The following is a 14,954-nucleotide window of genomic DNA, read 5'->3' as shown; positions in this document are numbered from 1 at the left end:
ATTATTGCTAGCGCAGTATCAAATCAAACTTAATCACACAAAAATTCACAGGGAAAGTGAGTTGATAATTTTAAATGAACAAGGTTAGTTTTTTTGCTCTTTGAGGAAATCTGGTAAGTAAGGTGTAGAATTGACATGGTAAAAATACGAGAAAGTTTGCCGCTATTGGATGGAAAAGACGTTGATCATGATAGTACTACGATGATTGCGAGTATCACTGCCAGCCAGCGTCATTTCACCCATACTGATTTGCCCATTCTCTCTGAGCCTGCCAGCCACATCATCGATGAGCATACCATTGATACCGAAGCTTGGCTGGCATCGATGGCAAAACGTGCTCATCTCACTGAGCTGCCTGAGCTGACCAAAGCTTGTCAACTACTCAAAAATCAAGATTTAAGTACCGAAAGCAACCGCTCTAATGCGTTTTTGACTGGGATTGGGATTGCGGATATTTTGGGTTATCTATACCAAGATGAAGCCACGCTCGTTGCTGCGATGTTATATCGTGCCGCGCGTATCCAAATTTTTACCCCCAAACAAATCCAAGCCACCTTTGGCGATGAAGTCGCAGAGCTGGTTCAAGAAACCCTAGCGCTGGGGCGACTGTCCGATTTGATAGAGAACAATAAGCGCTTAGAAGACCACTTTAACAACAACCAGCGCGAGCAGTTATCGGGCATTTACAACATGCTCATCTCGATGACCAACGATGTGCGCGTGGTGCTAATCAAATTGGCTGAGCGTACTTTTGCGATGCGAGAGCTGTCGTATGCCAGCCCAGAGCGTCAGCAACGCGTCGCGCGTGAGGTCATGACAATCTACGCGCCGCTAGCGCATCGTATGGGTATTGCCCAGCTTAAATGGGAGCTTGAGGACTTATCATTTCGTTATCTTGCGCCTGACCGCTACAAAGAAATCGCCAAATTACTCTCTGAAAAACGTAGCGAGCGCGAAACCTATATCGACCGGGTTGCGCAACAGCTGCGCGAGGCGTTAGCTGCCCAAGGGATTGACGGGGAAATCACCGGTCGTGTTAAACACATCTATTCGATTTATCGTAAGATGAAACTCAAATCACTATCGTTTGACCAGTTATATGATATCCGCGCACTGCGGGTACTGGTGCATAACAATGCCGATTGTTATCACGTATTGGGGCTGGTGCATGGTTTATGGCGTTATATTCCCGAACAGTTTGATGACTATATCACCAACCCAAAAACCAATGGCTATCGCTCGCTACATACCGCGGTGATTGCCGAGAACAAATCGCTAGAAGTACAAATTCGCACCTTTGACATGCACTATGAAGCTGAACTTGGCATGTGTGCACACGTCAACTACAAAGAAGGCACCAAAAACAAAAAAGACGACTATCTAACCAAAAAAATCAGCTCACTGCGTCAGTTATTGCTCAATCAAGAAAATGCTGACAATCATGACCCGTTAAAATTTGTATTAGATAAACATGTTGAGCATGAGCAAGGCGAGCTCGATGAAGAAGAACAAGTCGTTGATTTTGGTGAATTTGAGCGGATTTATGTGTTTAGTCGTGATGGCGATATCATCGAATTGCCCAAAGGCTCAACCGTGCTTGATTTTGCCTATCATGTGCATACCCATGTCGGCAATCGCGCCCAAGCTGCTCGCGTCAACAAACGCTATGTGCCGCTCACCTATCAGCTCAAAACAGGCGAGCAAGTTGAGATTATTACCAAGCAATCACGCGAACCAAACCGTGATTGGCTAGTGGCATCCTTAGGTTATATCAATACCAGTCGCGCTCGCAGCAAACTACGCCAATGGTTTAATAAGCAAGACCGTGATAAAAATATCGAAACAGGTAAGCACATATTAACCAAAGAATTGGCGCGCATGTCGGTACACCCTAACAGTATCGATTTAAATGATTACGTCAAATTTTTTAATGCCAAAAATAGTGATGATATTTTGGTAGGGCTAGTCAATGGCAACGTTGAATTGCACAATTTGACCGGTCATATCAGTCGTCATCTAGATTTAGAACCCGAAGTCACTGATACTGAGCTTATCCCCAGCATTCACCCCAAAGCTACAGGCAAGCTGGATGCATATAAAATCGAAGTCGATGGCTTGGATAACATTGCTATTCACTTGGCAAATTGCTGCTCGCCTGTGCAAGGTGAGCCAATTGCGGGTTATATCACCCAGTCCAATGGCGTATCCGTCCACCGCAGTGATTGCGTCGAATACGAGCGATTGGTGGAGCGTGAGCCTGAACGCGCCATTAGTGCCGCTTGGTATGGCAATAAAGGCAAAAGCCAATTGGTACAAATATACCTTGAATCGTATGACAGGCGTGGCTTGCTCAAAGACTTGACCCAAATCATCGACCAAGAAAATGTCAATATCCGCCAAGTCGATACCCTAAGCGGGGATGATGATATCGCGCGGTTGAATTTTACCATAGAAGTGACGGGGTTAAGTCAGTTGTCTAAGCTGCTCGCAAAACTAGAGCAGCAACATGGTATTATCTTGGCGCGTCGTATCGTCAATAACAACAAGTCTTAATGCTTTAAATAGGAGTCACACGGCATATGCCAGAATTGCCCGAAGTGCAGACGACAGCGACGAGTCTGCAACCTTTGCTCAATCAAACCGTTGAAAAAGTTAGCGTCTTTCAGTCCAAATTGCGCTGGGCGGTGCCTGATGACTTGGTGAGTTTGATAGATTATCAACTTATCGACATTGAGCGCCGAGCCAAATATCTGATTCTCACCTTTAAAGGCGGCGCAGCGCAAAAAAAACTGCTCATCCACTTGGGGATGTCGGGTAGCTTACAGCAGCATCCTGTGAGGTTTGACAAGCGTAAACACGATCACGTGATTTTGACATTTAATGATGGCAAAAAACTTACCCAACTGCATTATCATGACCCACGGCGGTTTGGCATGCTACTGTGGTTAGAGGACTATGAAGGCAAACTGATTACCCATTTGGGTGTAGAGCCATTGTCAGAAGACTTTAGCGCTGACTATCTATATCACCATATCCACAATCGCAAAAAACCGATTGAACGCCCCATCAAATCGGTGATTATGGCGCAAGAGATTGTGGTCGGTGTGGGGAATATCTATGCAACCGAAAGCCTATTTTTATCAAAAATTCATCCGTTGACCCCTGCTCATCTAATCAGCCATGAACAGCTGACCACCTTGGTCGCCCATATTCGACAAGTCCTACAAACATCGATTGAAAAAGGCGGCTCAACGTTAAAAGATTTTACCGTGGCGGATGGACAAACGGGGTATTTTCAGCAGACGTTATTGGTGTATGGGCATAAAGGCGGCGATTGTCCGAGCTGTGGCACTACCATCGAAAATGTCAAAATCAATCAGCGAGCGAGCACGTTCTGTCCCACTTGCCAGCCGCTGATAACCCACAAAAAAACAGTGAAAAAACCGCTCAAACAACCACTCAAAAAACCGCTCAAAAAATAAAGGCTCTCCATTAACGTAAAAAAACCTGCGGCAAAGACAATTTTACTTGATAATTCTTGGCAAAATTGATGTAATGTTCCTGAACTATTCAGCAACAACCTAGCAAAACTTGTTAGGTACAACCTGTCAGTCAACCCCAGTTATTTGGTTATCTAGTTGCCTAATTATTTATTCATTTAATTTAGTTAGTTAGCTAGTCACCTTGTTAATAGTGGCCTGCTGCCAGTTAGGAACCTGCTATGAAACTATTAAATACGATTGCCTCAGCCATAGCCTTGATGGTTGCAACGACGACTTGCAGCTTTGCCGCTACCGAAATTGATGAAAAAGATTTTGGTCCAACCTATGGCTCCATGGTCGCTGATACCATTGTGGGTAAGCCATTGGGCGCATTGGCAGTGATAGGTGGCGTGGTGACGGCGATTGCCAGTATGCCATTTACCATCTATAACGATGAAATCGATCAGGTAGAACGCAAACTGATTCTTGAGCCACTGGCGGCACTCGATCGCTGCTTGGGCTGTACCCCTGCTGAAGACCAATATTTTCGCTCACAGCGCCCTAATAATAACCAAGTACGCGTCACCGTTGATGGACCTTCTGAGATTTTAATCGACACCAACCAAAAAGTTGTCGTTAAAACCCCTTAGTTTTTTCGTCAACGATTCAAACAAGCAATTGGTCACCGCTGATTGCTTTTTTTATGACTGTTATGTTCATGATAACTTTTTTGCACCGATAAATTGTTTGCTATAGTCGGTTTTAAACGAGTCTTATCATCATTTGTCAAAATTTGGCTTACTGCTCGTATAAAAAGCGCTCGTATAAGCTTGTATAAAAAGTTGATTACCAAGGAAGATAACAGTCATGTCGAATCTGAATCTAAAAACTCCGTCACAACTCTCCTCAACCTCTACCCAGCAAACCATTCAAATAGCCACCAAACACCCTGCCACACTGGCGGCGACTGTGTTTCGTCCCGATACGGTTAAAGCCGCCGTGATGATTGCGCCCGCAACAGGTATCAAACGCCAGTTTTATCAAAATTTTGCGCAGTATTTAATGGAGCATGGCTATGGCGTCATTAGCTATGACAATGAAGATATTGGCGAGTCGATGCAAGGCGACCTCAAGCACTCTAATGCGTCACTGATTAGTTGGGGACGCTACGATATGACTGCGGTACTTGATAGGCTGATTCAAGAGTTTCCCAACACCACCTATCATCTGGTCGGTCATAGCGCGGGCGGTCAATTATTTGGTTTGATGCCCAATCATCACAAGTTCACATCCGTGTTTAACGTTGCCTGTTCGTCTGGGCAAATCCGCAATATGGCGATGCCGTATCGTGCCAAAGCCATGTGGTTTATGGATGTATTTATTCCTGTGTCCAATGTGTTGTTTGGCTATACCCAATCAAGCAAAATTGGCATGGGCGAAGACTTGCCTAAAAACGTTGCCAAACAGTGGCGAGATTGGTGCAATGGCGCAGGCTATATCAAAACCGCCTTCGGTAAAACAGTAAAAAACCACTATTACAATGAGGTTAACTTGCCTGCTATGTGGGTGAATGCCCCAGATGATGATATCGCCAATGATAAGAATGTTGCCGATATGATTCGGGTGTTTCCCAACATGCAAGCGACCACCAAAACACTACAGCCCAAAGATTATGGCTTACAACATATCGGTCATATGAAATTTTTTAGCCGACAAAACCAGCTACTTTGGCAGCAAACCCTTGATTGGTTGCACCAACATGGGTAATTAAAAAAGGGGCATAGTGATTATGCCCCTTGTTTGACGCTAACAGTAGGATGAAAACAGCACTCTAACCCCTATCAATTTAAAAGATAGATTGCTAACAACCTACGCGATTAAAACGGCACGGGGCTTTCCCATTCCATCCATACACCCGTATTGGGATGTTTTAAACGTAATTTGTGTGCATGTAAGCAAAGCCTAGGCGATAAATCAAACGCTTGACCGTCCAGTACATCTTGCGCGTAGATGGGGTCGCCAAGCATTACATGCCCGATATGCAGCATATGAACGCGTAGTTGATGACTGCGCCCTGTGACCGGATACAAGGCAACACGGCTAACCGCCTTACCCTCACGCAGTTCATGGTGCAAGGTTTCATATTTCGTATAGGCGCGCTTATCCCAATTCATATCGACGATATGCTTGGGTTTTTGTGGTGGGTCGTAGCGCACGGGCACATCGATTTCGCCTTGCTGCGGTGACGTTCCCCAGACCAGCGCTTGATATTCTTTGCTCGGAATACGGTCGATAAATTGTTTGCTGATATGGGTTTGCGCCTCGCTATGGCGCGCAAAAATAATAATGCCTGAGGTGTCCATATCAAGTCTGTGAATAAGTTTGACGTTGGGATCGGCTTTGAGCAAACGAGATTGCAAGCTTACTTTGAGTTCTTTACCATCCACCGATAACAGCCCGTGCGGTTTGTCGATGACCCAAATGTCGTTATCGCGATACAAGGTAACAGATTTGGCAAACTCATCAAAAAAGTGTTGCGGCTGCTGACTTTCTTCAAGATTACGCTGTGCAATGGATTCTGGGGTTAACGCTTGGGGGAGTTGTCGCATGGGTGGTTTTTAGTCTCTAAAATCTATTTGATTGAAAATTGTTAGTCTTTAAATCACTATTTGCGCTCTAACCTTTGGCAAACTTCACCAAAGGCAACCGTCCAAACGCAATTAAAAATCCTTTGGCAAATTTTTTATGTGCATCCGTTATGCTTTCGCCATTATCGCAAAGACTTCTTTTGCCGCTTGCAAGGTCGCGTCCAAGTCTTCTTGCGAATGCTCACTACTTATAAAGGCTGCCTCAAAGGCGGATGGCGCAAGATACACACCGCGATCGAGCATACCGTGGAAGAAGGTCGCAAATTTTTGCGCATCGCATTGACACACCTCTTCAAAGTTTTGTGGCAATGTATCGCTATCAGTAAAGAACATCCCTAACATACCGCCACAGCGCGTGGTTTTAAAGCCAATACCCGCATCCTTCGCCAACTGTTCAAGATTATCAGTCAAGTAAACGACTTTTTCGCTTAATGCTTCATAAAAACCCTCAGCCGTGAGCAAATCAAACATGGCAATACCGGCACGCATCGCCAGTGGATTGCCCGATAAGGTGCCTGCTTGATACACACCGCCTAACGGCGCGATACATTCCATAATCTCACGTTTACCACCAAACGCCCCGACTGGTAGACCTGCACCGATGATTTTACCAAACGTGGTCAAGTCTGGTGTGATGCCAAAATGGGCTTGCGCTGACTGTAAGCCAACCCGAAAACCTGTCATCACTTCATCAAAAATTAGCACAGCACCATGCGCGGTACACTCGGCACGCAAGGTATCGTGAAATTCTTGCGTGGGTACAATCATGTTCATGTTGCCGGCGATAGGCTCGACAATCACACAAGCAATGTCATTGCCAAATTGCGCAAAGCAGTCTTTGATGGCTTGCGGGTCGTTGTAACGAATCGTGATGGTATGTTTGGCAAAATCGGCAGGGACGCCTTTTGAGCTGGGTTCACCGATATCTAGCATGCCCGAACCCGCTTTGACCAGTAGACTGTCGCTATGACCGTGATAACAGCCTTCAAATTTGACAATTTTGTCGCGCCCTGTATAGCCACGTGCTAGCCGAATGGCGGACATGGTGGCTTCAGTCCCTGAGCTGGTCATACGGATTAATTCAACACTGGGAATCAATTCACAGATTTTGTCCGCCACCGTGGTCTCAAACGTGGTGGGGGCACCAAAGCTTAACCCGTCATCTGCCGCATTTTTGACCGCTTCGATAATATGGGGGTGCGCATGACCCAAAATCATCGGTCCCCATGAGCCCACATAATCTATGTAGGGTTTGCCTTCGGTATCATACATTTTGCTGCCACGGGCACGGCTGATAAAGACAGGTGTACCCCCAACGCCTGCAAATGCCCGCACAGGGGAATTCACGCCACCAGGGATGTGGGCTTTGGCTTGTTTAAACAGTAACTGGTTGGTTGTCGTGTTGTTTGAGTTATTTGAATTCATGAGGCTCTCAGCTAGATAAATTTTTGCCTATTTTAACAAAATTCGGGGGTATTGAATACGCTTGCCGCCTATCTTGAATTTGGCTGGCTTGACTTTGGCTGGCGAAAAATAGGCGATTGTCGATAAAAAAATGTGGTTTTGGCTTGTTTGATATGTCCCCACCTTTTGGCAGCAGTGGTTTGGCGGCAATAGTAGCGAACTACTTGCTGCTATCTTTAACGCTAAAAACCCCAATGCCGTGCACTGGGGTTATTGTGTTGTTGTTTTGTGGTGTTTGACCCATTATTTTACTGGGTAATTATTTGTGGGCTTTAAACGAGATATTGGGTACTGCCAATTCGTTATATTCGCCTTTTTCATATAAAGCCCCGGCACGACCCACAATCAATGGGTCAACTGTTCCCACGACTTTAGGGTCTTTACTGTCGTAAGGTAGTTTGCTTAATACATAGCGCATCGCATTCAAACGCGCGCGTTTTTTATCGGTTGACTTGATGACAATCCAAGGTGATTCTGCACTGTCGGTGTTAAAGAACATGGTTTCTTTGGCAAGAGTGTAATCATCCCATTTGTCGAGTGATGCTTTGTCAATGGGTGAGAGTTTCCATTGTTTGAGCGGATGGGCTTCACGCTCAGCAAAACGGCGGCGCTGCTCTTCACGACTGACTGAGAACCAAAATTTGATTAAATGAATACCTGAGCTAATCAGATGTTTTTCAAACTCTGGGACTTGACGCATAAAGTCATTGTATTGTTCTTCGGTACAAAAACCCATGACACGCTCGACGCCCGCACGGTTATACCATGAACGGTCAAATAGCACGATTTCGCCTTTGGTCGGTAGATGCTGGACATAACGCTGGAAGTACCATTGACCGGCTTCTTGCTCGGTGGGTTTTTCAAGGGCGACGACTTTGGCACCGCGCGGGTTTAAGTGTTCCATAAAGCGTTTTATGGTACCGCCTTTACCTGCGGCATCACGACCTTCAAAGATGATGACGATTTTTTGCCCGCTATCTTTGACCCATTTTTGCAGTTTTAATAGTTCAACTTGTAACTCGTATTTTTGGGCTTCATAGTTTTTGCGTGACATACGGTTTTTGTAGGGATAACCGCCTTCACGCCAGTTGTCCGCCAATTCGTCGTCTTTGTTGATTTTGCTTTGCACGGTGGTGGTTTGGCTGCCAAATAGTTTTTTGACTTCGTTGATTTCATCGTTGGACATACCATTGATCAGCGCTTGCAAGTGCTCTGCCATTTTCTCGACACTGCCTGTTGTCAGGTCTTTATCCATGATGCTTTCGATGGCGCGTTTTTTGGCATTGGCTTTTTCACTCACCCCTGCTTGCTGCGACTGCTCAAGCAACACTGTGGGGTCGGTCTCATAAGGTTGGTCAATACGCTCGGTCGCTGGTGTTTTACTGCTGCGGCGCGCTGGGGTGTTGTTAGATAAGGTCTTTGTAGCTAGGGTCTTGCTAGGCTGCGACTTTTGGGGCTTCGCTTTATCCGTTTTGGCATTGTCAGTTTTTGTACTGTCAGTTTTGGCGCTATTTACCGCTGTGCTATTGGGGGGATTTGCCATGTCTCACTCCTTAAATTCAATGGTCGGCTGATGGGTTGAAGTAAAGTGTAACAAATTATTTACTATTGACTATAGACCATTTAAAACCAAGCCACAATCGCTTTTTGCCCTATATTTTGGTCATACTTTTCACTTGTAGTGGAGTCAAAAAAGGCGTTTAATAACCTTAGGTATATAAGGGAATTAGTCATCGAGTGAGGATAAACTGGATGACTAAATATCTTCAAGCTTTAGCACATCATAAGCAGGGGTTTCATACGGGTGTGCCTGTTTTAAGGCTTGCACCACCGCTTTGATGCGCTCATCTGCAACCACCATCTCGACTCGCCATTCTTCGATTGTTTGTAGTTGATGGGTGGTACCAATAAAGGCTTGATTGCCTGCCAATGGCATAAACTGTCCTGTACCCAACACCTGCCAACAGCAATACTGATAATTGCCAATCTGCCCTGCCCCTGCGTCAAACAAGGCTTGCTTTACAGCATCTAGATAATCGGTCGGTATGTAGGTGGTGAGTTTATACATGGGTTGCCTTATTAAACTGTTAAGCCGTTAAGCCGTTAAGCCGTTAAGCCCTATCATTATCGTTGCGCACTTATTTTAATCTAACATAGTTTTTTTGCAAAAAGCGCGTTGGTTGGCAGTTTTTCGTTGATTATTCTCCCGTTTTAAAAAAATTTACCCTTAAACGCGCTATATATTATACAATATTGTATAATATATATTATTGTGAAATGCTTAGGTGGCGTATGTTGTTATTTTCTATTGCAGATTATAGTCATCCATTGGTGGGTGGTATGTTGATTGGGCTCTCTGCGGTTATGCTGTGGTGGAGTATTGCCAAGATTGCTGGCATCAGTGGCATTATCGCTAGTCTCTGGCAGCCAAACTCACCCGATTTTACTTGGCAATTGGCATTTTTTGTGGGCTTGCTGGTATCGCCTTGGGTGTTTGCTATGTTCTTTAACTTGCCAACCATCACGGTATCATCATCGCCTTGGCTGTATGTCATCGCAGGGTTATTGGTCGGTGTGGGTACGCGGATGGGCTCAGGGTGTACCAGTGGTCATGGTATTTGTGGCAATGCACGTTTTTCACCGCGCTCACTGCTGGCAACCATTGTCTTTATGTCCGCAGGGTTTGTGACGGTGTTCATCGGTCGTCATTTGTTGTCATTGATTTAATTGAGACGTTAGCGGCATATATCATGCGAAAAGAAATTGTGTTATTGATCAGTGCTATCTGTGGGTTGGTTTTTGGTACAGGCTTGATTGTCAGCGATATGGCAAACCCAAAAACTGTGCAAAGTTTTCTTGATTTAGCAGGCGATTGGAATCCTGCGTTGATGTTTGTGATGATTGGCGCGCTTATTGTCGCGACCATCGGTTTTAACTTAAGTCGCTTAAAAAAAACCAGTCTATCGGGTGCGCCGTTTCCACCGATTCGCCGTGGTATTGATAAGCGCTTGGCGATTGGGTCGATGATATTTGGTGTCGGTTGGGGCATCGCTGGTATCTGCCCTGCCCCTGCGGTGGTGCTCATGGGCATGGGCATCTGGCAAGGGGTGGTGTTTTTTGTCGCCATGCTAGTGGGTATGAGAATAGTGATAGCGTTTGATAAAATCCAATCAGTTTAGTCATCGGTAGGGTGAAATAACCGATAAAACCCGCCCGCCATGAGCCAGCTTGCTAGTTGCTGTGGCGTTTCTGTTTGCCCTTGCCGCACCCAATGAATATAGGTGTGATACAGCATCCCTGAGGCAAATACCAGATTGTACTCCCCGCTTTTATCCTGTGGCGCGGTCATAGCTTGGCAAGTCAATGACTGCTTTTTGCGGTATTCGACAAAAATTTTGCTATTGAGTAGCGTATCTAAAATCAACCCTTCAAAGCCTTGATTGAGCAAAATCTTGGTCGATAACTCAAACTTGCTCAGATAGTCAAACACACGTACCAAAAATGCATAAAATTCGGACTCGCTTGCCGCCGTCAAGTCGATAAAAGGAAAATCATGCTCAATCTGCGCCAAATAGTCTTTGAGTAGCGCAAGTTTGCTATCGTAATTGCGGTAATACCCCATGCGACTCACGCCTGCCTTTTGGGTCAGCTCGGTGACGCTGATATCGGCAAATGGGGTGGATTCCATGAATTTGAGCAGCGCTATGGCGAGCGAACGTCTGACCACGGTGTTGGCATTGCCCATAATATGCGCCTGCTGTCCAAAATCACTCAAACTCGACTCAATACTCGTACCCGTGGGCGATGGAAGCGGTGTGAAGGTTGGCTTTGGCACGCGTTAATCCTTTCAACTCAATCCTTTACTTAATCTATCAAAACAAAACAAACCCAAATGTCACAGTTGCAGCAGCCTGCTGAAAAATTAGTATACCCTAATCAAGTAGCGGGTTGAACTGTTTAGCGGTAAACCGCTGTTATACAAAGACAGATACAGCCAAAAAGTCACTGCAACGTAGTCCGCGGCAGGTCAGCTTTAAGGAAAACTATTCAAGATAACTATTAAGGACGATAAGGAAAGCGACACATGGAAGATCAATCATTTGATACGGATTTTTTGGTCATAGGCTCAGGCTTTGGCGGTAGCGTGTCAGCGATGCGACTGACCGAAAAAGGCTATCGCGTGATTATTGCGGAGCAAGGCAAGCATATATCCCCCGAGACCATGCCCAAAACCGTGCGCGATATCAAGCAGTTTTTGTGGTTGCCTGCGCTCAAGTACAAAGGTTTTTTTTCGCTTCAGCTATTTAAGCATGTCATGGTGCTGCATGGTAATGCGGTGGGCGGCGGCTCAATCACTTATGCCAACACCTTATTACAGCCAGAAGACAAAATTTGGCAACAAGGTAGCTGGGCAGGACTTCACGACTGGGAAGCGGTGATGCCACAACATTATGAGACCGCCAAACGGATGCTAGGCGTGAGCCAAAACAAAAAAGTCGGCAATGCCGATTTGATGCTACAAAAAATGGCAAACCTGAGTGGCGTGGGCGATAGTTTTTATCTCACCGATGTGGGCGCCTACTTTAGTGAACATGACAAGTATGCTCACCCTTCTGTCAATGGTGACCCGTATTTTGGCGGCGCAGGTCCTAAGCGCAGCCCTTGTATAGGCTGTGGTGGCTGTATGGTCGGTTGCCGTTATGGCGCCAAAAATACCCTAGATAAAAACTACCTGTATTTTGCTCAAAAAAATGGCGCTACCCTGCTCGCCGAAACCAAAGTCACGGATATAGTACCGATAGCTGATGCTAGCAAATCGCCAAGCGACCCTACCTATCAAAACGGCTCGCAAGGCTATCGGGTGACGCTGCAATCAGCGGATAAAGGTGAGTATCAAATCACCACTCAACAGATTGTACTGTCAGCCTCCAGCCTCGGTAGCCAAAAACTGCTGTTTGAGCAGCGCCATAAAGGCAATATGCCCCATATTTCCCCTTATCTTGGCAAGCGTATCTATACCAATGCTGAATCTTTGCTAGGCGTACGATTTTTGGATGAGCAACATGGCGCCATGAGCGATGGCGTGGCTATTGGCTCTGGGATTTATTTGGGCGATGGCACACATATTGAGGCGACGCGTTATCCTGAAGGCTTTAATATTGCGTCATTTTTGGCGACGTTAAGCAATTATAAAAACGGCAAAAAAATCTCGCTACTGGCTTGGTTATGGTGTTTTATAGTGCAGTTTATCCTCAAGCCCCGTCAAGCGTGGCGTGCATTTCGACCACATAATATGGCAAAACAAAGCCTTATCTTGTTATGTATGCAAAGCACGCCCTATACGCTTGAAATGCGCTATCAAAAAAGCCCGTGGTGGCGGGCTTGGTTAGGTAGTCGCTACCAGATGCAAACCTATGGTCCTGCCATCCCCGCCTTTATTCCAGAAGCAAGCGCGTTTGCCGAGCAGATGGCAACCCAAATGGGGGGAGTCGGTTATGGCGTGCTGTCGGAAGTATTTTTGAACATCCCGACCACCGCGCATTGTATGGGTGGGATTTCGCTGGGCAATTCTGCAGCAGATGGCGTGGTCGATAAGTACCATCGATTGTTTAATTATCAAGGGTTTTATGTCTGCGATGGCGGCAATATCTCGACCAACTTGGGCGTCAACCCAAGTCTCACCATAACGGCGTTGACAGAGCATGCCATGAGCCATATTCCACACAAATCAACCCAGTTACTGCATGCTGCGGATACCACGAGACAAAACGTAACACTGGTTCAAAAAGATGCTAGCAAGATACCGGCTTAACTGCTATGTTGAGTTAAAATTTAACTAAATGATTGGAATAATACACATGACAACTCAAGACAACTGGGATGCAACTAATTCGAATGCAACTATCAATACCATGCAGCAGCAATTCGACATCATGCGAACGGCTAGCCGCCAAGACCAATATGTTGATTGGTCAATTCGTAGTGCGCGGCTAAAAAAATTAGAACAGTTGGTGATGGATAACCAAAGCGAGATAATCACCGCTATTCATGCCGACTTTGGACAACGCCCAGCGGCTGAAACCACCATGCTTGAACTATTCCCAACGCTTGAAGCGATTCGTTATACACAAAAGCACGGTAAAGCTTGGTCTGCCAAACAGCCGGTCAAAACTGGGATTTGGTTTTTGCCCGCTCGTAGCTATATCCAGCCGCAGCCGTTAGGACTCGTGGGCATTATCTCACCTTGGAACTATCCGTTGTATTTGGTGATTGCGCCGCTGGCTGCCGCATTGGTCGCAGGCAATCGTGCGATGCTCAAAGTCTCAGAAGCGTCACCAAATTTTGAGCAGTGGCTGGCTAATGCGTTACCCAAGTATTTTGCCGCAGACGAAGTGACCTTGATTACAGGGGGTGTCGAAGTCGCACAAGCCTTTAGCCGCTTACCGTTTGACCATTTGTTTTTTACTGGCTCTACCGCAGTGGGCAAACATATCATGAAAGCCGCTGCCCAGAATTTGACCCCTGTCACCCTTGAGCTGGGCGGAAAATCCCCAGTCGTGGTGACACCGAGCGCTGATGTGGCAAAAACTGTCAACCGCGTATGGACAGGCAAAACCATGAACGCCGGGCAAACCTGTATTGCGCCTGATTATGTGTTGATGGAAAATGATAAAAAACACGCCTTTATTGAACAATCAACCGCATGGCTTGACGCCCACTACCCCAATCTTGCAGACAACCCTGACTATAGCTTTGTCATCAACCCCAAACAAGCCAGCCGCGTGCAAGGTTATCTTGACGAAGCCAAACAGCGCGGCGCCACCCTCATTCCACTGACCGATTATGAAGTGAATATCGAGACTGGATTTTTCCCACCGATGATTGTCACCGATTTACCAAGCGATGCTAAATTGCTGACCGAGGAGATTTTTGCCCCTGTATTGCCACTGGTGTCCTACCAAGACTTGGCGCAAGCGGTGGCGTATGTGAATGAGCGTGACCGCCCACTGGCGCTGTATGTGTTTGGCGAGGACAAAACCGACACCGACTACGTACTTGCGCATACGGTGAGTGGCGGCGCGTGTATTAACGAAACTATTTTTCACATTGCCCAGCAAAATCTGCCGTTTGGCGGTGTCGGGGCATCAGGGATGGGACGTTACCACGGCAAATATAGCTTTGACACCTTCTCTCATCCAAAAGCGGTGTTTAAACAAAGTCACCTTAACTTCGCGCATTTGCTCCAACCACCGTATGGCAAGACCTTTTGGAACATGATGAAGGTGATTTTAAAAGCCTAGTGATTGCAATGCCTAGACAACCTTGTATGGATAACTTTGCCTATATAACTCGGCATAGA

13 protein-coding genes are annotated in these 14,954 nt (G+C 46.1%); 8 read left to right on the top strand and 5 right to left on the bottom strand.

All coding sequences use genetic code 11. The annotated features are described in order from the left end of the window. Positions 1 to 135 precede the first annotated feature (135 nt). The 4 genes from RTJ53_RS06410 (at position 136) to RTJ53_RS06395 (ending at position 5,249) form a co-directional block, all read left to right on the top strand. Positions 136 to 2,553 (top strand): RelA/SpoT family protein, encoded by a 2,418-nt coding sequence (locus RTJ53_RS06410; RefSeq protein WP_312276335.1) that lies wholly within the window; start codon positions 136 to 138, stop codon positions 2,551 to 2,553. A gap of 26 nt (positions 2,554 to 2,579) precedes the next feature. Then, complete coding sequence (gene mutM, locus RTJ53_RS06405) at positions 2,580 to 3,482, top strand: bifunctional DNA-formamidopyrimidine glycosylase/DNA-(apurinic or apyrimidinic site) lyase (RefSeq protein WP_312276334.1); 903 nt, start codon at positions 2,580 to 2,582, stop codon at positions 3,480 to 3,482. 239 nt (positions 3,483 to 3,721) lie between these two features. Further along, positions 3,722 to 4,132 (top strand): hypothetical protein, encoded by a 411-nt coding sequence (locus RTJ53_RS06400; protein ID WP_312276333.1) that lies wholly within the window; start codon positions 3,722 to 3,724, stop codon positions 4,130 to 4,132. A 217-nt stretch (positions 4,133 to 4,349) separates the two neighbouring features. After that, positions 4,350 to 5,249 (top strand): alpha/beta hydrolase family protein, encoded by a 900-nt coding sequence (locus tag RTJ53_RS06395; protein WP_312276332.1) that lies wholly within the window; start codon positions 4,350 to 4,352, stop codon positions 5,247 to 5,249. A 110-nt stretch (positions 5,250 to 5,359) separates the two neighbouring features. Here the strand turns inward: RTJ53_RS06395 and RTJ53_RS06390 are convergent, their stop codons facing one another. From RTJ53_RS06390 to RTJ53_RS06375, 4 genes are all read right to left on the bottom strand, one after another. Continuing rightward, on the bottom strand, positions 5,360 to 6,091 hold the full coding sequence (locus tag RTJ53_RS06390; protein WP_312276331.1) for an RluA family pseudouridine synthase: 732 nt from the start codon (positions 6,089 to 6,091) through the stop codon (positions 5,360 to 5,362). Between the two features lie 147 nt (positions 6,092 to 6,238). Next, complete coding sequence (gene hemL / locus RTJ53_RS06385; RefSeq protein ID WP_312276330.1) at positions 6,239 to 7,555, bottom strand: glutamate-1-semialdehyde 2,1-aminomutase; 1,317 nt, start codon at positions 7,553 to 7,555, stop codon at positions 6,239 to 6,241. Positions 7,556 to 7,853: 298 nt separating this feature from the next. Next, complete coding sequence (gene ppk2, locus RTJ53_RS06380; RefSeq protein WP_409418146.1) at positions 7,854 to 8,780, bottom strand: polyphosphate kinase 2; 927 nt, start codon at positions 8,778 to 8,780, stop codon at positions 7,854 to 7,856. A 570-nt stretch (positions 8,781 to 9,350) separates the two neighbouring features. Further along, positions 9,351 to 9,662 carry a YqfO family protein gene (locus RTJ53_RS06375; protein WP_312276329.1) on the bottom strand — a complete coding sequence of 104 codons (312 nt, stop codon included), beginning with the start codon at positions 9,660 to 9,662 and terminating at the stop codon, positions 9,351 to 9,353. Positions 9,663 to 9,886: 224 nt separating this feature from the next. Between RTJ53_RS06375 and RTJ53_RS06370 the strand changes: the two genes are divergently transcribed. Together RTJ53_RS06370 and RTJ53_RS06365 are read left to right on the top strand one after the other, a co-directional pair. Then, positions 9,887 to 10,321, top strand: a complete 435-nt coding sequence (locus tag RTJ53_RS06370) for a YeeE/YedE family protein (protein WP_312276328.1) — start codon at positions 9,887 to 9,889, stop codon at positions 10,319 to 10,321. Between the two features lie 23 nt (positions 10,322 to 10,344). After that, on the top strand, positions 10,345 to 10,773 hold the full coding sequence (locus RTJ53_RS06365) for a DUF6691 family protein (RefSeq protein ID WP_312276327.1): 429 nt from the start codon (positions 10,345 to 10,347) through the stop codon (positions 10,771 to 10,773). Here the strand turns inward: RTJ53_RS06365 and RTJ53_RS06360 are convergent. Continuing rightward, entirely contained in the window at positions 10,770 to 11,429 is a 660-nt protein-coding gene (locus RTJ53_RS06360; protein ID WP_312276326.1) for a TetR/AcrR family transcriptional regulator, read from the bottom strand. The two genes, RTJ53_RS06365 and RTJ53_RS06360, sit on opposite strands and share 4 nt — an antisense overlap. Before the next feature lie 249 nt (positions 11,430 to 11,678). Between RTJ53_RS06360 and RTJ53_RS06355 the strand changes: the two genes are divergently transcribed. Together RTJ53_RS06355 and RTJ53_RS06350 are read left to right on the top strand one after the other, a co-directional pair. Continuing rightward, the gene (locus tag RTJ53_RS06355) at positions 11,679 to 13,406 is read left to right on the top strand and encodes a GMC oxidoreductase (protein WP_312276325.1); all 1,728 of its coding nucleotides are present in this window, start codon (positions 11,679 to 11,681) and stop codon (positions 13,404 to 13,406) included. 46 nt (positions 13,407 to 13,452) lie between these two features. Continuing rightward, on the top strand, positions 13,453 to 14,895 hold the full coding sequence (locus tag RTJ53_RS06350) for a coniferyl aldehyde dehydrogenase (RefSeq protein ID WP_312276324.1): 1,443 nt from the start codon (positions 13,453 to 13,455) through the stop codon (positions 14,893 to 14,895). Positions 14,896 to 14,954: the final 59 nt, after the last annotated feature.

Origin of the sequence: Moraxella sp. CTOTU46711, assembly GCF_031975715.1 — a bacterium.
GTDB lineage: Bacteria > Pseudomonadota > Gammaproteobacteria > Pseudomonadales > Moraxellaceae > Faucicola.
The sequence above is the reverse complement of the archived record's forward strand: the minus strand, read 5'-3'. Positions and strand labels throughout refer to the sequence as shown.